This is a genomic window from Serratia sp. OS31 (genome assembly GCF_014164835.1).
GTDB lineage: Bacteria > Pseudomonadota > Gammaproteobacteria > Enterobacterales > Enterobacteriaceae > Serratia > Serratia liquefaciens_A.
Genome location: NZ_JACJFQ010000006.1, coordinates 36,528 through 54,925, shown reverse-complemented (window position 1 = coordinate 54,925; position 18,398 = coordinate 36,528). Strand labels below are relative to the sequence as shown.

General features: G+C 56.0%; 13 protein-coding genes. 5 read left to right on the top strand and 8 right to left on the bottom strand.

Annotated elements, in window-relative coordinates; all coding sequences use genetic code 11:
* Positions 1–110: 110 nt before the first annotated feature.
* The gene (gene dnaG / locus H5P17_RS07395) at positions 111–1,859 is read right to left on the bottom strand and encodes a DNA primase (protein WP_044553570.1); all 1,749 of its coding nucleotides are present in this window, start codon (positions 1,857–1,859) and stop codon (positions 111–113) included.
* A 136-nt stretch (positions 1,860–1,995) separates the two neighbouring features.
* Entirely contained in the window at positions 1,996–2,211 is a 216-nt protein-coding gene (gene rpsU, locus H5P17_RS07390) for a 30S ribosomal protein S21 (RefSeq protein WP_001144069.1), read from the bottom strand.
* A gap of 327 nt (positions 2,212–2,538) precedes the next feature.
* Here rpsU and tsaD point away from each other — a divergent pair, with 327 nt between their 5' ends.
* Positions 2,539–3,552 carry a tRNA (adenosine(37)-N6)-threonylcarbamoyltransferase complex transferase subunit TsaD gene (gene tsaD, locus H5P17_RS07385; protein ID WP_182822140.1) on the top strand — a complete coding sequence of 338 codons (1,014 nt, stop codon included), beginning with the start codon at positions 2,539–2,541 and terminating at the stop codon, positions 3,550–3,552.
* A 70-nt stretch (positions 3,553–3,622) separates the two neighbouring features.
* On the opposite strand, the gene H5P17_RS07380 is transcribed toward tsaD, so the two are convergent.
* From H5P17_RS07380 to plsY, 4 genes are all read right to left on the bottom strand, one after another.
* Complete coding sequence (locus H5P17_RS07380; RefSeq protein ID WP_182822139.1) at positions 3,623–5,365, bottom strand: ABC transporter ATP-binding protein; 1,743 nt, start codon at positions 5,363–5,365, stop codon at positions 3,623–3,625.
* Positions 5,359–7,155, bottom strand: a complete 1,797-nt coding sequence (locus H5P17_RS07375; RefSeq protein ID WP_182822138.1) for an ABC transporter ATP-binding protein — start codon at positions 7,153–7,155, stop codon at positions 5,359–5,361. The genes H5P17_RS07380 and H5P17_RS07375 overlap by 7 nt, the downstream gene beginning before the upstream one ends.
* Positions 7,156–7,297: 142 nt before the next feature.
* Positions 7,298–9,448 carry a ferrichrome porin FhuA gene (gene fhuA / locus H5P17_RS07370; protein ID WP_255477865.1) on the bottom strand — a complete coding sequence of 717 codons (2,151 nt, stop codon included), beginning with the start codon at positions 9,446–9,448 and terminating at the stop codon, positions 7,298–7,300.
* Between the two features lie 296 nt (positions 9,449–9,744).
* On the bottom strand, positions 9,745–10,383 hold the full coding sequence (gene plsY / locus H5P17_RS07365) for a glycerol-3-phosphate 1-O-acyltransferase PlsY (protein ID WP_044553562.1): 639 nt from the start codon (positions 10,381–10,383) through the stop codon (positions 9,745–9,747).
* A gap of 107 nt (positions 10,384–10,490) precedes the next feature.
* Between plsY and folB the strand changes: the two genes are divergently transcribed.
* Both folB and bacA read left to right on the top strand, forming a co-directional pair.
* Positions 10,491–10,850, top strand: a complete 360-nt coding sequence (folB, locus tag H5P17_RS07360) for a bifunctional dihydroneopterin aldolase/7,8-dihydroneopterin epimerase (RefSeq protein ID WP_006320572.1) — start codon at positions 10,491–10,493, stop codon at positions 10,848–10,850.
* Positions 10,851–10,981: 131 nt separating this feature from the next.
* A complete protein-coding gene (bacA, locus tag H5P17_RS07355; RefSeq protein ID WP_004948342.1) occupies positions 10,982–11,806 on the top strand; it encodes an undecaprenyl-diphosphate phosphatase in 825 nt (274 codons plus the stop codon).
* A 39-nt stretch (positions 11,807–11,845) separates the two neighbouring features.
* On the opposite strand, the gene H5P17_RS07350 is transcribed toward bacA, so the two are convergent.
* Both H5P17_RS07350 and H5P17_RS07345 read right to left on the bottom strand, forming a co-directional pair.
* Entirely contained in the window at positions 11,846–13,090 is a 1,245-nt protein-coding gene (locus H5P17_RS07350; RefSeq protein WP_130016999.1) for a multifunctional CCA addition/repair protein, read from the bottom strand.
* Between the two features lie 123 nt (positions 13,091–13,213).
* Positions 13,214–13,834: a TIGR04211 family SH3 domain-containing protein gene (locus tag H5P17_RS07345; protein WP_020828715.1), complete on the bottom strand. Its 621-nt coding sequence runs from the start codon at positions 13,832–13,834 to the stop codon at positions 13,214–13,216.
* A gap of 280 nt (positions 13,835–14,114) precedes the next feature.
* On the opposite strand from H5P17_RS07345, the gene H5P17_RS07340 reads away from it, so the two are divergent.
* Both H5P17_RS07340 and glnE read left to right on the top strand, forming a co-directional pair.
* Positions 14,115–15,422: an inorganic triphosphatase gene (locus tag H5P17_RS07340; RefSeq protein ID WP_182822137.1), complete on the top strand. Its 1,308-nt coding sequence runs from the start codon at positions 14,115–14,117 to the stop codon at positions 15,420–15,422.
* A gap of 45 nt (positions 15,423–15,467) precedes the next feature.
* Positions 15,468–18,305, top strand: coding sequence for a bifunctional [glutamate--ammonia ligase]-adenylyl-L-tyrosine phosphorylase/[glutamate--ammonia-ligase] adenylyltransferase (gene glnE / locus H5P17_RS07335; RefSeq protein ID WP_128864542.1), 2,838 nt, complete (start codon positions 15,468–15,470; stop codon positions 18,303–18,305).
* The last annotated feature ends 93 nt before the right edge of the window (positions 18,306–18,398 follow it).

Genomic DNA, 18,398 nt, shown 5'->3' with positions numbered 1-18,398 from the left:
AAACCGCCAACAATAGCATTTGGGGCGTTTTTGTTGTTGCCGCGGCCCACTGTGGCGGCATATTGCAGGGCTCTGCCCTCGCATTTATCGGCACTTAAGCCGTTTGGTATTCAGTTTTTCTTCGCCAGCACCTGATTCAAAGAACGGACTTCTTCACGTTCTTCCGGGCTGAGGCCATGGGTTCTGGCCTGTGCGATCAATGTCTCCAGCCGTTGTTCCAGTACCGAGTCGTACAGGCTGGCTAAAGTATCCAAAAAAGTCTGTTCAACCATATCCTCAACGATCATATGGTTCCATGTTGCCAAGGTTTCAAGCTGTTGGCTCAATTTGTTGTCGCGATACTGCTCCAACAGCTGGCCGGTCGTCAGCCCCGGCTGAGCCAGGCAGGTCTGCACCAGCTCGACAAACAGCGGCAAACCCGCCTGTTTGGTCTGCTCCAATCCCTCTAGCGAAGGGATAAGTGTAGCCAGCTGCGGATTTTGTACCAGTAACCCTATCAGTATACGCATGGTTGTGCGTTTTAGCTGGGGCGCCTGATAAGTATTCGCATTTTCGGCTTGCTTGGGCATCAGCTTGTCGAGCTGGCTGTCGTCCAGCAAACCCAGCTTGCTGCCGAGCTGTTGGCGCAGGTACAAGCGCAACGTTTCGCCCGGTACCTGAGTAATCAGCGGCAGTGCCAGTGTGCTCAGCTTGGCGCGGCCGTCCGGGCTGCTCAGGTCTACCTGCGGCATCAGGGTTTCGAACAGGAAAGTGGAAAGCGGCTGCGCCAGCTCCATTCGCTGTTCGAAGGCCTCTTTGCCTTCTTTGCGTACCAATGTGTCCGGGTCTTCGCCGTCGGGCAAAAACATAAACCGCAGCTGACGCCCGTCATTGAGATAGGGCAGCGCGGTTTCCAGTGCGCGCCAGGCCGCTTCGCGACCGGCTCTGTCACCGTCATAGCAACAGACGACGTTGTCGGTGGCGCGGAACAGCAGCTGAATATGTTCGGCCGTTGTCGAGGTGCCAAGCGAGGCGACGGCATAATCGATGCCGTATTGCGCCAGCGCCACCACGTCCATATAGCCTTCCACTACCAGCAAGCGCTGCGGGGTAGGGTGGCTCTGTTGCGCTTCATACAGGCCGTACAACTGACGACCCTTGTGGAAGACTTCGGTTTCCGGTGAGTTCAGGTATTTCGGCATGCCGTCACCCAACACACGTCCGCCAAAGGCGATTACTCGCCCGCGCTTGTCGCGGATAGGGAACATTACGCGCTCACGGAAACGATCGTACGAGCGTCCTTGATCGTTAGTCACCAGCATGCCTGCATCGTTCAATGCCAGGCGTGACTCGGCGTCGCGACCAAAACGCTTTAAGGCGTTATCCCAACCGGCAGGTGCAAAGCCGATGGCGAAATGGCGGATAACATCGTCACTCAGTCCGCGCTGTTGCAGATAATTGCGTGCCGGCGTGCCGGAGGACTGATGCAGTGACTGTTGATAGAACGCGCTGAGCTGTTCCATCAGTTGATACAGGCTTTGACGCTGATGGCGTTCGATTTGCGTCGGCCCGGAACCCGCCTCGTAAGGCACTTCCAGTCCGTGCATGGTTGCCAGCTCTTCGATGGTTTCGACAAACTCGAGCCTGTCGTAATTCATCAGAAAGTCGACGGCGTTACCGTGCGCACCACAACCAAAACAGTGGTAAAACTGCTTTTCGCCATTAACCGTAAATGAAGGCGTTTTTTCGTGGTGGAACGGACAGCACGCGTGATAGTTCTTGCCCTGCTTTTTGAGCTTTACCCGGGCATCGATCAGATCGACGATGTCGGTGCGAGCCAGCAAGTCATTGATAAATACGCGCGGAATTCGTCCAGCCATAAGCCCTTACTTTACTAGCCTATAAACGAGAACAAGCCGCGCATTCCTTTCGGAAAGCACGGCCTTCGTATGCAACTACTCGGTCTGCGCGATTTTTAAAATCAGAAATTCACGCGGCGGGGTTACCCCCGAAGAATTAATACAGACGAGTGCGGCGTGCGTTTTCGCGAGCCAGTTTCTTCGCGTGACGTTTCACAGCAGAAGCTTTAGCGCGCTTACGTTCGGTAGTCGGTTTTTCATAGAACTCACGACGACGAACTTCAGCCAGAACGCCCGCTTTTTCGCAAGAGCGTTTGAAACGACGCAGAGCAACGTCAAATGGCTCGTTTTCACGTACTTTAATTACAGGCATGTGCCTCTCACCTCAATAAAATTCGGTTTGCTGCTGGCCAAGCGCCAGCAATTTCAAAATGGTGCGGAATTTTACTTCAACGGATGCTGCTTTGTAAAGCACCACAGCAAATTGAAACCTGCGGCCACCCTGGTAAAACATGCGCAATTTTGCATCGGGCGCTGATTATAGACTAATCAGAAAAAAATGCTCGTTTTTAATCAAATCGGCATTTGTGGCTGTAATCATAAACATAGCCCAATAATGGTGACAAGCGTGTGCCACGCTGGCGGTAAACAGGCTCGATTGTGCTAAACTGGCGGCCGCACGTGAATGATGGGAAATGTAATGCGAGTACTGGGCATAGAAACCTCCTGCGATGAAACCGGAATTGCAGTGTATGACGATCAGGCCGGTTTATTAGCCAACCAATTGTACAGCCAGGTGAAGCTGCATGCCGACTACGGCGGCGTGGTACCGGAGCTGGCCTCCCGCGATCACGTGCGCAAAACCGTGCCGTTGATTCAGGCGGCATTGAAGGAAGCGAACCTGACCGCGGCGGATATCGACGGCGTTGCCTACACCGCCGGGCCGGGTCTGGTGGGGGCGCTGCTGGTCGGGGCGACCATTGGCCGCGCACTGGCGTTTGCCTGGAATGTGCCGGCGGTGCCGGTGCATCATATGGAAGGCCACCTGCTGGCGCCGATGCTGGAAGATAACCCGCCGGCGTTCCCGTTTGTCGCGCTGCTGGTGTCTGGCGGGCATACGCAGCTGATCAGCGTGACCGGTATTGGCGAATATCAACTGCTGGGCGAATCGGTCGACGATGCGGCCGGTGAGGCTTTCGATAAAACCGCCAAGCTGCTTGGGCTGGACTACCCCGGCGGGCCGATGCTGTCGAAGATGGCGCAACAGGGTACGGCGGGGCGTTTCACCTTCCCGCGCCCGATGACCGACCGTCCTGGGCTGGATTTCAGCTTCTCCGGACTGAAGACCTTTGCCGCCAATACCATTCGCTCCAACGGCAATGACGATCAGACGCGTGCTGACATTGCCCGGGCGTTTGAGGATGCGGTGGTGGATACGCTGGCGATCAAATGCAAACGCGCACTGGAGCAAACCGGCTTTAAACGTCTGGTGATGGCCGGTGGCGTCAGCGCCAACCGTACGCTGCGTACCAAAATGGCAGAAATGATGCATAAGCGCGGCGGTGAAGTGTTTTACGCCCGACCGGAGTTCTGTACCGATAATGGCGCGATGATCGCCTACGCAGGCATGGTGCGGCTGAAAAGCGGCGCTAATCCGGAGCTGAGCGTTTCGGTACGGCCGCGCTGGCCGTTGGCTGAGCTGCCTGCCGTCTAATTGGCCCGGACAGTGCCATAGCCAGACAAAAGGCTCCCTCGTGGGAGCCTTTTCAGTTTTCAGTTTTCAGTCAGGCAATACGCCAACCTTTGGTTCGCTGCCGCTGAGTCAGGAAATGCGCGTAGCGTCCCCCCAGGGCTTCAAGCTGGGTGTGGGTGCCGCGTTCAGCAATTTTACCGTCTTGCAGAACCAGGATTTGATCGGCCATCGCTACCGTCGACAGCTGGTGCGCAATGACAATCAACGTCTTCTTGCCACGCAGCCGTGCAAGGGTGTCGGCAATGATTGCTTGATTCTCGGGATCCAGTGCCGCAGTGGCTTCATCGACCAGCAGAACAGGGGCATCCTTAATCAGCGCGCGGGCAATAGAAATACGCTGGCGTTCGCCGCCGGAAAGCCGAGCGCCGCCTTCGCCTACCGGGGTATCCAGCCCCTGGGGCAGCCGTTCGATGATTTCCGCCGCCCCGGCCTGTTCGATGGCCATCAATACTTCCTCATCGCTGGCCATCGGTTTACCCAGACGGATGTTTTCGCCAATGCTGCCCTGGAACAGATAGGTATTTTGGAAAATCTGGCTGATCTGATCCGTCAATTGTTCGTTAGGGATCTGGCGTACGTCGGCTCCGCCAATCATCACAGCCCCGCCCGTGACGTCAAAGAAACGCGCAATCAAACGAACCAAACTGGTTTTACCCGAGCCGGATGCGCCAACCAGTGCGGTCATGGTGCCGGGTTCAACCTTAAAGCTGACCCCGCGCAGTACGGCAGCCTGTTCTGGCGAATAGCTGAACGAAACATCGCGCAACTCCAGCGAAGCGTCGTTCGGCTGCTGAGCCTGCTGCGGTTCCGGCAAGGGGGTAATGGCTAAAATTTCGCTGACGGCATTTAACTGGCCACGAGCGTTTCGCAGGGCTTCGCCATAGCTGGCAACGTCCAACAACGGGTCGATAAAGCGGCTAACCAGCATCAGGGCGATCACCGTTCCCACCGCGTTACCGATAGCCGGCAGGCTCCCCTGAGTGTGACTCAGTAGCGTTGCCCCGATGACCAACAGGGTGGCGAACACCAGTTGCACTACCCAGGAGTTGAGCACCACAGAGGCCGTGGAGATATAGATAAGCCGCTTGCCTGACTGATACTGCCGGTCGATGGCCTGTTCGAGGAAACGGGTCCCGCCGCCTTCACCGTTGAAGGCGCGCAGTACTGACTGTGCCTGCGCAAATTCCACCATACGTTGGCTGGTGTGGGCGGATGCCTGATGGAAGGCTTCGTCAGCCTGGGTACCGAGCCGCGCCGAGAGCAGGAAAATGCCGGCAATCAGGGGCAGGGCCGCCAGCGCCAGCAGCCCCATTTGCCACTGCAAGGTGCAAAGCGCTATCACCAGTACCAGCGGCGTGACAACACCGCTGACGATCGGTGTAAAAAGGTGCGCCGGGAGTTGCGCCACATCCATCATCCCCTGAGAAACCACATGACTGAGTCGCGCCGTATTATCAGGAGTGAACCAGCCGATAGGCAAGGTAGCCACATGGTCGCCAATGCGTTGACGGGCCGTCAGTAACAGCGATGAACCTACGTTCATGCCGGCGAAATCGACGCGCCTGCGCAACAGCCAGCTCAAAAGTACGCCGGCGAAAAGCGCCATCAGCCAACCGGCCGCTGTGTAGACTTCACCTTGCAGCAGATAGCCGACAACAGGCACCAAGGTGGTGACCGTCAGGCCACAACACACCCCGTAAAGCACAGCCATGCCGATATAACGACGGAATATGGGTGCATCGTCGCCGAGCAACTGCATAAATGTTTTTAACATGGTTGATCCGCCTGTTTCGTCATGTTTTCGTAACCCCCCGCAGCCCAGAGACGCGCATAGCGGCCTTGGCCGGCCAACAACTCGGCATGGTTGCCTTGTTCACGGATCGTGCCGTCCTCAAGCACAACGATATGGTCGGCGTGCATGATGGTGTCTAACCTGTGGGCAATCACCAGCAACGTGCGATTTTTGGCAAAGTTGGAAAGGGCTTCCTGGATCAGGTATTCGTTCTCCGCGTCAGCGGCGGCGGTGGCTTCATCCAGCACCAAAATCGGTGGGTTCAACAACACGGCGCGTGCGATGCTTACGCGCTGCTGTTCACCCCCGGAGAGTTTTGCATCCTCCCCGACTACCGAGTCGTAACCCCGTGGCAAGCTCAGGATGTGATCGTGAATATTGGCTGCTATGGCGGCGGCTTCGATTTCTTGCATGCTGGCATTGGGGCGACCCAACGCAATGTTTTCTCGCAGGCTGGCGTGGATCAGCTTCACTTCCTGCAGCACGAAACCAATGTGTTGATAAAGCAGGGTCGAGCTCAATTCGCGCAGATCGACACCGCCGAGCGTAATGCGCCCTTGGGTCGGGTCGAAGAAACGTAACAGCAAGCGTGCCAGGGTGGATTTACCCGCGCCGGATGGGCCGACGATGGCGGTTACGCTGCCGGGTTTCAGGCTGAGGTTGATGTCTGCCAGCACGTGACCGTCACTATTGTAGGAATAGCCCGTTTGCTCGAAACGGATCTCCGCATCTTGCAGCACGGGTTGTCTCTCTGGCTGCGTGAGGATCGGCGTGTCCAGCAGCGATTGTATGCGTTCCGCCGCCCCTGTGGCATTACGCAGGCCGTGGGTAATAAAGCCCATTAGCAGCAGCGGGGCGGAAATACCCGGTGCGACCAGGGCGAACGGCAAGACGTTAAGCGGTTCAAGCCAGCCCAGTGCCACAAACAAGGTACCGAAAACCAACACCACACCCAATACGGTAACCGGAGCAACGATGGCATTCGCCAGCGCTATGGTCTTGATCACCGGGCTCATGGTACGGGTGAATACCTGGGTAAAGGAGGCGATCGCTTTACGGTAGCTGCTGTGCGCTTTGCCGCCGCCGCTGAAGGTTTTGATCACCGGGATGCCGTTAACGAATTCGGCCACGGCATTATTGATACGGCCTAGCCCCTTAACAAACTCACCCATATGCGGCGCGCCGGCTTTTTGAGCCTTGCCGAAAATGAAGAAGAACAGGAAGAAAGGAATAATCGAGACGATCGCCATCCGCCAGTCCATGACGAACATGTAGATAACCGAGATCAGCATCGCGCCGATTGTGCGTCCCAAGGTGGTGAAAAAGTGGGCGGTGAGATCGTGCAGGGTGCCAATATCGTCCTGCATCGCCTGTTTCACTTCGCCTGAAGCACGGTCGCTAAACCACCCCAGGGGCACCTGCGCCAGGCGTCGGGCCGCCGAAATGCGCAGGCCGTGGGTAATGCGGTTATCGGCCAGGTGTGCGAGCACTTCGGCCAGGGTAACAATAATTAAGCCGGCAAACAGGCTGACCAGGCAGACGACGACGCTGTCGCCAATCCCACCTGCCGCCAGAAACGGAGTAGCGGCTCCTGTTTGTTCCTGATGACCCAAAACAATGACGGCAATATGGGCAATGCCCGCCAACGGCACCAGCGTGAATATTGTGCCGATAGCTGCCAGTACCCCGGCAACAATAAGGCTCCCACGTATAGGCCGTAGCAGTCGCCCGATAGGGCCAGGCTTACCGGCCCCCGTTTGATGACTACTCATAATAACTCCCCTGAGGAATATAAATAAGGTTTCTTGGCCAAGACTGACCAAGAAATAAAATGGCGAAAATTAAACGCCATCGCTAAGGCACGACAAATAGCTCAATATAATTTGAAAAGAATAATTCTGTAATCGAGTGTTATTACCAATGTAGCGTTAACGTGGTGAGGATTTGTCGTTCTGCACCCCATGAACAGGTATTATTGGTAAAGCAAGAGGAAACATAGTGCTTATCAAAAAGATTGTTTACGTTTAAAGCAATTTCTGCGTTTTCCAGTCCGGGAATATTGTCCAGTTGATATTTTATGGCGGTGTCAAAAACCGTATAGCTCGGGACTTTGAAATTATTGCCGTCGTCACCAGGGGTGCTGGACACATAACGTGCGCCGCCGCCGAGGCTCAGCCCATTTAACCAGCCTTGATTAAAGGTGTAATCAGTCCACAAATTAGCCATATGTTTAGGCACCATGGCGGGAGTATGGCCATTATTACCGGAGTTATCGCGGAACTCAGCATTAGTATAGGTATAGCTTGCGATTAAATTAAGGTTATAGGTGAGTGCGGCCTTGCCTTCAATTTCAATGCCGCGAGAGCGAATTTTACCCTCTTGCACATTGTAATAAGGGTTAAGGGCATCCCGGCGCAAATTATTGTCTTTGGTCAGTTGGAATGCGGCGATAGAAGCAGAAACCGCTGCGTTATCAGGGATGAATTTAATTCCGGCTTCATATTGCTTCCCACGGGAAGGTTTGAAAGCCTGGCCTGATAAACTGTTGCCGCTATTGGGTTCAAATGATTCGCTATAGCTCACGTAAGGTGCGATGCCGTTATTGAAGACATAATTAACGCCGCCACGCCAGGTGAATTCATTATCCGTGATGCTGGATGAGGATCCTGCGCCGGTTATATTACTGCTTTCGTGGGTTTTTACGACGCTGTGGTCAAAGCGGCCGCCCAGCGTGAATACCCAGTTCTGCCATTCGGCCTGATCCTGCAGATAAGCGCCTAACTGGTGGTTTTTGTTAATCGTATGGGTGTCGCCAAAATAAAGCACGTCATGGTTGCCATACTGCGGGTTTACCAGATTGAGCGGCGCGGCAGAACCCATCTTGTTTTGCAGATCGTTGCGCAGCTGCGAATAGTCAATCCCCATCAACAGGGTGTGGCGCCAACTGCCGGCGTTCAGTTTCCCTTCCAGCCGGGTATCGGTGGTTAACCCATTCAATCTCTCGTCGCTGACTATCGCAGCGCGGGACAATGTGGTGCCATACTGCTGAGGAGCAACCCCCATGCAGGTCATTGGGTTGCAGAGGCCGTTGCCATAGATGCTGCGCCAGTTGACCTTGGTATGCTGATAGCGGACGGCCTGATGGAAGGACCAGGTATCGTTGAAGGCATGATCGAGCTGATAGCCCACCATGCGCTGTTGGCGTTCGAAACGGTTAAAGCTGGGCTCGCCCTCGTTAAACGAAGGGGAGAATTTGCCGAATTCACCGGAAGTCAGAGTTCCTTCGCTCGGCAGCCAGCCGTAATAACCGGTGCGTGGCTCGTTTTGCAAAGACAGCTGGAGTAACAGCGATGTTTTTTCTGAAGGTTGCCAAAGCAAAGAAGGCGCAATGGCATAGCGTTTTTCCCGCTCCCCTTTTTGCTGGCTATGCGCTTCGTAATAATTACCGGTTAAGCGGTAAGCCAAGGCTTCTTCATCATCAAGAGCGTCGCTGAAATCGAATTGGGTTTTCCATTCATGATGATTGCCGGCCTGTAGTTGTAATTCATGCAATGGCTGTTTTTGTGGACGCTTGCTGACGCTGGAAATAACACCGCCGGGATTGCTTTTGCCATACAGCACCGAGGCTGGACCACGCAAAACTTCTACCCGTTGTAAAAAATACGGATCCACTTTGCTGTCGGCATACATATCCCCCTGTAATTTCAAACCGTCCAAATAGATATTCTGGCTGACATTATTGAAACCACGGATCATGACGCTATCAAATATGCTCGAACTGCCGCTATTGCCTGTGACTACACCCGGCGTGTAGTTGAGCGCATTTTTAATGGTGGCGGGGCGTTTGGTTTGTAATTCTTCTTCCGTAATAACGGAAATAGACTGGGGAGTTTTGATTAATGGCGTGCTGGTTTTGGTTGCCGTAACGCTTTGTTTTGCGGCATAGGTCCCATTGGACCCTATGGCTTCTTCTGCCGTATTTCCCTCGCCGTAAACGGTAATGACACTTTCGTTTTCCCCCGCGGCATAAGCCAATGAACTGGTACATATTCCTGCCAGCAGCATAAAAAGGTTAGGCTGTTTTATTATCAGGCGCCGAATAGTCTTCATAGGCATGTTATTGATGATCCATCTTAGGGAATGACAATATTTAATTGTCGCTAATGATAATCATTAGCGATGGGGTGATTTGGCAATTCATGCGATTTTGAACGAGGGGTATTATTGCCGCAGAAACGTCACCCAGGCGGGAGAACGCAATATATTCACGACGATAGAGTGATAACTCAAAAAACCGGGCACCGTGGGGAACAGAACCCGGGCTAATTCGGGGCAGGCTGACCTGCCTCAGGCGTTATGAATCACTCTTCTTTTTTGGTTTCCTGCTCAACCGTTTCAGGCTTTTTCTTGCGGAATTTGCCCCAAATTTTGCCTTCCTGGCCACGCCAAAGGCGCTGAATGTTGTCGTGGTGCCGCATCAGAATCAGGCATGACAGCATGGCTACCGGGAAGGTGAACTGCGGTTTGAACCACCAAACGTAGAAGGGGGCAATCAGCGCGCTGACAATCGCGCCCAGCGAAGAGTAACCGCTGAGCAACACGGTCAGCAACCAGGTGCCGGTCATCAGACCGGTCAGATCCCAGCCTATCGGCGCTATGGCGCCAAATGCCGTTGCCACGCCCTTGCCGCCGCGGAAATGGAAGAACACCGGATAGATGTGCCCGACGCAGGCGGCAATCGCCGTCAGCCCCAGGTACAGCGGCGGGACATTAAGCTTGTATGCCAGCCAGACCGGCAGCATTCCTTTGAGAATATCGAAAACCAGCACCGCCGCCGCCGCCAGGCGACCGCCGATGCGCAGGACGTTGGTAGCCCCTGGATTCCCTGAGCCATGTTCACGCGGATCGGGCAGCCTGGCGATCCGACAAACCAGGATCGCACTGGAAATTGAGCCACACAGATACGCGAAGATAATCATGCCAAGCGCGGTAGCACTCATAACGCGGTTCCGTTTAATAAGGGTCGTTTTACTCGCAACATAAAGGGATAATACGCATATTCCGCTGGAAGTGGTATCCGGCAAGGCCAAAAACAGAGAATGACGTGATGGATATCGTATTTATAGAAGAACTTACCGTAATCACCACCATTGGCGTTTATGACTGGGAACAAAACATTCGCCAGAAGCTGGTGTTCGATATCGAAATGGGCTGGGATAACCGCCAGGCAGCTGCCAGCGACGACGTGAACGACTGTCTGAGCTATGCCGATATCAGTGAAGCCATCATCCAGCACGTGGAGCCAAATCGCTTTGCGTTGGTGGAGCGGGTGGCAGAGGAAATATCTGAAATATTGCTCCAGCGCTTCAATTCCCCCTGGGTCCGTATTAAGGTCAGCAAACCGGGCGCTGTTGCACATGCCAGCCGGGTTGGGGTGATTATTGAGCGTGGTACCCGTCCGGTGTGATGTTCTGTCATACAGGTGCAACTAAAGGCCGTTAACCTGGTCTGAACCTGAGAATTGTTTTAGCGGCAATGTATTGAGCACTGCCGCTTTTTTATGTTTATAGCCGTAAATTTATGGGGTGATCGAAGCACATGGCGGACATGCATTCACTGTTTATTGCGTTTGTTCTTGGGGTGGTTGAAGGGTTAACTGAATTTTTGCCGGTATCTTCTACCGGGCACATGATCATCGTTGGCGAGTGGCTGGGTTTTACCGGCGATAAGGCCAAAACCTTTGAAGTGATCATTCAGTTGGGGTCGATTCTTGCGGTGGTGGTGATGTTCTGGCGCCGTCTGTTCGGGCTGATCGGCATTCATTTCGGCGGTAAGCCGGTTGAGCATGAAGGCAAAACGGCGGGCCGGTTGAAACTGGGCCATATCCTGCTGGCGATGATCCCCGCAGTAGTGCTGGGACTGTTGCTCCATGATTTCATCAAATCGCTGTTCGCACCGAAAAACGTGATGTATGCGTTGGTGGTCGGTGGTTTCCTGTTGCTGGCGGCGGAATGGCTGAAGCCGAAAAAACCGAGCGCTGAAGGGCTGGATGACATCACCTACCGCCAGGCGTTTATGATTGGTTGCTTCCAGTGTCTGGCGCTGTGGCCGGGCTTTTCCCGTTCAGGTTCGACCATTGCCGGCGGTATGCTGGTGGGCGTGAACCGTTATGCGGCCTCCGAGTTCTCCTTCATTCTGGCGGTGCCGATGATGATCGGTGCCAGCGGGCTGGACTTGTACAAGAGCCTGCACTTCCTGACGATGGGCGATTTACCGATGTTCGCCGTCGGTTTTGCTACCGCTTTCGTCGTAGCGCTGATCGCGATAAAAACCTTCCTGTCGCTGATCAAACGCATTTCGTTTGTGCCGTTCGCCATCTATCGTTTTATCGTTGCCGCCGTGGTTTACATGGTCTTCATGTAAGCGGCATGCCAATTAAAAACCCCGCGCTGCGGGGTTTTTTTATGCCTGGTCTTTCAGAATATCCTGGGTTTGTTTCCAGTCGGCCAACGCCTGTTGACGACGGCGTTTGAGCTCATCGCGGATCGCCAGCCCTTGCAGGCCGCTGGCCACCACTTCTTTTACCGAGACGGCATTCGCCACCTGAAACGCCTGGCGCAGATAGTCACCCTGCGGGTAGGGATTGTTTTCAAATCCGGTACGGCCGCGAGCATCGGCTTCGCTGGTGAGGATCATCTGCTCCAGCCGCTGAGGCTTGCGCCAGACATCGACCGCATCAAACAGTTTCAACAGGGTCTCCGGGCGCAGTTTGTTAACGGTGTGGATCAGGTCGTGATACTCGGCCACCAGTTTGGCCAGGTCGCGTACCGGGTTGGGGACGCGCAACCGCTGACATAAGGCCTCTACCAGCACAACACCGGCAGGCCCATGGCCGTGGTGGTGAGGCCACAGCTCTTTTGGCGTCTGCCCTTTACCCAAATCATGGCACAGCGCCGAAAAGCGCACGTCGACCTCGGGGCTGAGTTGGGCGGCAATAGCCAGCGTCATCAGCGTGTGAATGCCGGTGTCGATCTCCGGGTGCCACTTGGCGGGGGCCGGAACGCCAAATAAAGCATCGATCTCCGGGAACAGTACGCTGAGCGCCTCGCAGTCGCGCAGCACCTGGAAATAGACCTGCGGGCTTTGGCTCTGCAGCGCCTTCTCGGTTTCTTTCCAGACCCGTTCCGGGGTCAGCGCCGCCAGTTCGCCGCTGTTCGCCATCTGACGCATCAACTCCGCGGTTTCCGGGGCGACGGTAAAACCCAGATGAGCGAAGCGGGCGGCAAAGCGCGCCACGCGCAGCACGCGTAACGGATCTTCACCAAAAGCTTCAGATACATGGCGTAACACCCGCGCTTGCAGGTCGGCCACGCCGTTGAAAGGATCGATTAACTCCCCGTCGGCGCTGCGGGCGATGGCGTTGATGGTCAGATCCCGGCGCTGCAGATCTTGTTCCAACGTCACGTCCGGCGCGGCGTAACAGGTAAAACCGGTATAGCCCTGGCCGGATTTCCGCTCGGTGCGCGCCAGCGCATATTCTTCATGGGTCTTGGGATTAAGAAACACCGGGAAGTCTTTACCGACCTGTTGATATCCCAGCGCGATCAGCTCTGACGGCGCGGCGCCCACCACCACCCAGTCGCGGTCGAATACCGGTATCTCAAGCAGGCTGTCGCGGACGGCGCCGCCGACCAGGTAAGTCTTCACTGTTAACTCCTGAATTTATCTTAAGGCTCTGCTGACCAGATTACCTCAATTAGCCGGGCGGTGCCGCAGCCAATAAAAAGGGCGCCCCGCAGGCGCCCGATCTCAAACAGAAGGAGACTGAAATCAGTTCATCCAGCGGTTGTTGCTTTTGCGCCGCGGGATCAGGTGTGGCAACAACAAGCCAAGCAGCAGGCCTACGCCGGCTACGCCACCGCCGTACATGAACCACTGCAGGATGATGGTGCGCTGTTTGTCGTCGAGCTGCAGATTAACCGCGTTAACCTTTTTCTGTGCGACCACCAGCTGATTTTTCAGATCCTGGTTTTCCTGCTGCAGACCGCTGATGGTGCTGTCGCTGCCGGCCACTTTCTGCTGCATTTCTGCCGTGCGCTGGTTCCAGCTGTTGTCGATGTTGGCCAGCTTGTCGGTCAGGGTTTTTACCTGTTGCTCCAGCGCCGGCACTTGGGTGCGCAGGCTTGGCGTCTGGCTCAGCTGATTGAGCGGGATCCAGGTCGTGCGGCCTTTCGCATCGCGGATCTGGCCATAGTTGGTGCTGTCATTTACGCTCAACAGGGTGACTTCTTCACCGGCGTTCAGGGTACCGACGATACGGTACTGATTACCCGGGCCGCTATGGACGTAAGTATTCAATTCATCGGAGATATAGCGTTTATCTTCGGCATGGGCGCCCCAAGTGATGCTGAAGCTCAGCACGGCAAGGCAAATTAGGCGTAATTTCTGCATTAGTTCATCGTTTCTGTGTGAATTTATGGGAACGATAGTAGAGCGTTCAGTCTGACGACGCAACGCAAAAACCGGAATGAGAACTATCTTACTGTGGCAGATTCTGTGAGTTGCGCAGTGTTTTATAACGTAACAGGTTTTTTCTGCAGTTAGCAGGGTTAAGGTGCAGGGAATCGCGGTAAGATAACGGCAACTGTGCGTCATCGGGCAGAGCGCGGCAGGCGAGGCCCGCCGCCGTGAAGGCTGACGCGAATGCGTAACTTATTGGTGTAAAAGACTTATGACCGTTGAAATAGAACTGAAATTTATTGCTATCCCGGATGCGGTTGCCGCTTTGCCGCAGCAGTTGGCTGCCTGGCCTCATCAGCATTCCGCGCCGCAAAAACTGACCAATATCTACTTCGAAACCGCCGATAATTTCCTGCGCAGTCAGGATATGGGGCTGCGTATCCGCGGTTTCGACGACAGTTATGAAATGACCATCAAAACCGCCGGTAAGGTGGTGGCGGGTTTGCATCAGCGCCCGGAATATAATGTGGCTATCACCACGCCGGAGCTGGCGTTGGAACGGTTCCCGGCGGATATCTGGCCGCAAGGCTGTGATGTCGACGCGCTGCAGCAGGCTTTGCAGCCCCTGTTCCGCACCGACTTCGTGCGTGAGAAGTGGGTGGTCACTTACGGTAAGAGCGAGATTGAGGTTGGGCTTGACCAGGGCGAGGTCAGCGCCGGTGAGCTGAGTGAAGCGCTGTGCGAGATTGAGCTGGAGCTTAAAACGGGTAATACCGACGATCTGCTGGCGCTCGCCAACGAATTGGCGATGCACGGCGGCCTGCGTCAGGGCAACCTGAGCAAAGCGGCGCGCGGCTATCATCTGGCGCAGGGCAATGCTCCGCGTGAGCGCCGCCCGCTGGCGGTATTGAAGCCTGCGGCCAAATCCAGCGTAGAACAGGGTATGGTTGCCAGCTTCGAACTGGGCCTGAGCCACTGGCAGTATCACGAAGAGCTGTGGCTGCGCGGTGATACCCAGGCCCGTCGCTCGGTTATGGAGGCGATTGCGCTGATCCGTCAGGCACTGGTGATCTTCGGTGGTCTGGTACCACGCAAAGCCAGCGCCGATCTGCGCGCCCGCCTGACCGCACTGGAGCCGCTGTTGATTGATAAGAGCACTCAGCCGCAGGTGTTGTGTTACAGCGCAGAATACCTGCAGTGTAAGTTAGCGCTCACATCATGGTTGGTGACCGGCGCCTGGAAACCCTTTATCGACGCCAAGGCGCAAACCAAGCTCGACGGTTCATTCAAACGTTTCAGCGACATTATGCTGGGACGCAGCGCGGCCGAGTTGAAAGAGGCCTTCACGCGCACGTTGAACGAGGATGAATACGAGGAACAGCTGCCGCGCCTGACCCGTCAGGTGTCGGCATTTATCCTGCTGTCCGGTGCTTATCCCGATGACGAAACCGGCCCTTATATCGAAAGCTGGCGCGAACTGCAGCAGGCGCTGGCCGAACGTCGTCAAGGCTGGTACGAATCCAGCCGCAAGCAGGCCTTATCGCATGCGCCATTCTGGTTAAACGGCGCGCTCCGCTAATAAAGCTGGCCTGCGAGGCGCAGGCCGCAGAACGGATCCTTCACTATGTTGCCACTCTCGAGCAGGTTACAGGTTCAGGCACAGAGCATCGTGCAGCGTTTTCAGGAAACTCAGGGCGCGGACTGCGTGCTCAGCAGCCAGGAACAGCGGGTTTTGGCGTCGAGCGATTTTGTCTGCGACATGTTGCTCAGTCAGCCGCAATGGCTGGAGACGTTGCGCAAACAGCCACCGGTCGCGGACGAGTGGCAACATTACGCCGCCTGGTTGCAAGACACGCTGGAAGATGTGCGCGACGAAGCGCAACTGATGCGCGCGTTACGTCTGTTCCGCCGCGAGACGCTGGTGAGGATCGCCTGGGCGCAAGCGCAGAATCTGTGCAGCACGCAAGAGACGCTGTTGCAGCTGAGCGGGCTGGCGGAAACGCTGATCGTCAGCGCTCGCGACTGGCTGTATCAAACCTGCTGCCGTGAGTGGGGCACCCCGTGCAACGCCCAGGGCGTACCCCAGCCGTTGCTGATCCTCGGCATGGGGAAACTGGGCGGCGGCGAGCTGAACTTCTCGTCCGATATAGACCTGATTTTTGCCTACCCGGAAAACGGTCAGACCCAGGGAGGACGGCGCGAGTTGGATAACGCGCAGTTCTTTACCCGTCTGGGGCAGCGGCTGATCAAGGCACTGGATCAGCAAACCATCGACGGCTTTGTTTATCGTGTGGATATGCGGCTGCGGCCCTTCGGCGACAGTGGTCCGCTGGTCATGAGCTTCGCCGCCCTAGAGGACTACTACCAGGAGCAGGGGCGCGACTGGGAACGTTACGCGATGGTGAAAGCGCGGCTGATGGGCGGCTCGGAAGACGCCTACAGTGAAGAGTTGCGCAAAACCCTGCGGCCGTTCGTTTTTCGTCGCTATATCGATTTCAGCGTGATCCAGTCGCTGCGCAATATGAAAGGCATGATTGCCCGCGAAGTGCGGCGGCGTGGGCTGAAAGACAACATCAAGCTGGGTGCCGGCGGCATCCGCGAAATTGAATTTATCACTCAGGTATTCCAATTGATCCGCGGCGGGCGAGAGCCGGCACTGCAGGGGCGATCGCTGCTGCCCACGCTGCAGGCGGTGGGGGAACTGGGGTTGCTGGAGCCGCAACAGGTACAGGCGATGAGCGCCAGCTACTTGTTCCTGCGCCGGCTGGAAAACCTGCTGCAGGCCATTGCCGACCAACAAACGCAGACGCTGCCACAAGATGAGCTCGATCAGGCCCGTTTGGCCTGGGGCATGGGGTTCGACGACTGGTCGACGCTGCTCGCGGCGCTGGACGAGCATATGCAGGCGGTGAGAGCGGTATTTAACGACCTGATTGGCGACGATAGCCCCGATGTGGGCGAAGATCCCGATTATCAGCACTACCACAGCCTGTGGCAGGATGCACTGGAAGAACACGAGCTGGCGCCGTTGACGCCACACCTGGATGAAGAAGCGCGCAGGCAGATGTTGCGTACCATCGCCGAGTTTCGTCACGACGTCGACAAACGCACTATCGGCCCGCGCGGTCGCGATGTGCTTGATCAATTGATGCCGCGTCTGCTGGCGGAAGTGTGTCCACGTCAGGATGCGCCGACGGCGCTGCTGCGGTTGACTCAGCTGCTGTTGAGCATCGTAACGCGTACCACCTACCTTGAGCTGCTGGTGGAATACCACGCTGCGCTCAGCCATCTGATTCGCCTGTGCGCCGCTTCGCCGATGGTCGCCAACCAGCTGTCGCGCTATCCGCTGTTGCTGGACGAACTGCTGGATCCGGCGACGCTGTATCAGCCGGTGGCCCCGGATGCTTACCGCAGCGAACTGCGCCAGTACCTGTTGCGGGTACCGGAAGATGACGAAGAGCAGAAACTTGAGGCATTGCGTCAATTCAAACAGGCGCAGCAGTTACGCATCGCCGCCGGGGATATCTCTGGGGCGCTGCCGGTGATGAAAGTGAGCGATCACCTCACCTATCTGGCCGAGGCCATTATCGACGCGGTGGTGCAGCAAGCGTGGAACGACATGGTGGCGCGCTATGGTCAACCGACCCATTTGCAGGAGCGGGAAGGGCGCGGTTTTGCCGTGATTGGCTACGGAAAACTGGGCGGTTGGGAGCTGGGCTACAGTTCCGATCTTGATCTGGTGTTTATTCTGGATTGTCCACCGGACGTGATGACCGACGGCGATCGCTGCATCGACGGCCGTCAGTTTTATCTGCGTTTGGCGCAGCGCGTCATGCACCTGTTCAGTACCCGCACCTCCTCCGGCATTTTGTACGAGGTGGACGCTCGCCTGCGGCCTTCGGGCGCAGCAGGCATGTTGGTCAGCACGGTTGAAGCCTTTGCCGATTATCAGCAGAACGAGGCCTGGACCTGGGAGCACCAGGCACTGGTGCGGGCGCGTATCGTCCATGGCGATCCGGCGCTGCATCAGCAGTTTGACGCGATCCGCCGTGAGATCTTGTGCAAACCACGCGACGGCGAAACGCTGCGGCTGGAGGTACGCGAGATGCGCGAGAAAATGCGTAATCACCTCGGCAACAAGCAGCGTGAACTCTTTGATATCAAAGCCGACGAGGGCGGTATCACCGATATCGAATTTATTGCCCAGTATCTGGTCTTAGGCTATGCAAGCACCGAGCCCCGTCTGACGCGTTGGTCTGATAACGTACGCATTTTCGAGTTGATGGCCAATTACGGCATCATGCCGGAAGAAGAGGCGCAGGCGCTCACTCAGGCCTACGTCACCATGCGCGATGAAATTCACCACCTGGCGTTGCAGGAGCATTCCGGCAAGGTCGCCAAGGGGCAATTTGCCGCCGAGCGTGAACAGGTTCGCACCAGTTGGGCGAAGTGGCTGGGTTAGGCAGGCCGGTTGCGCAATACGTTTTGCAGCTATTACAGACGTCTGTGGTAATATCTGCGCCACTAAAATTTTGTACTTTTTTGGAGTTATCGG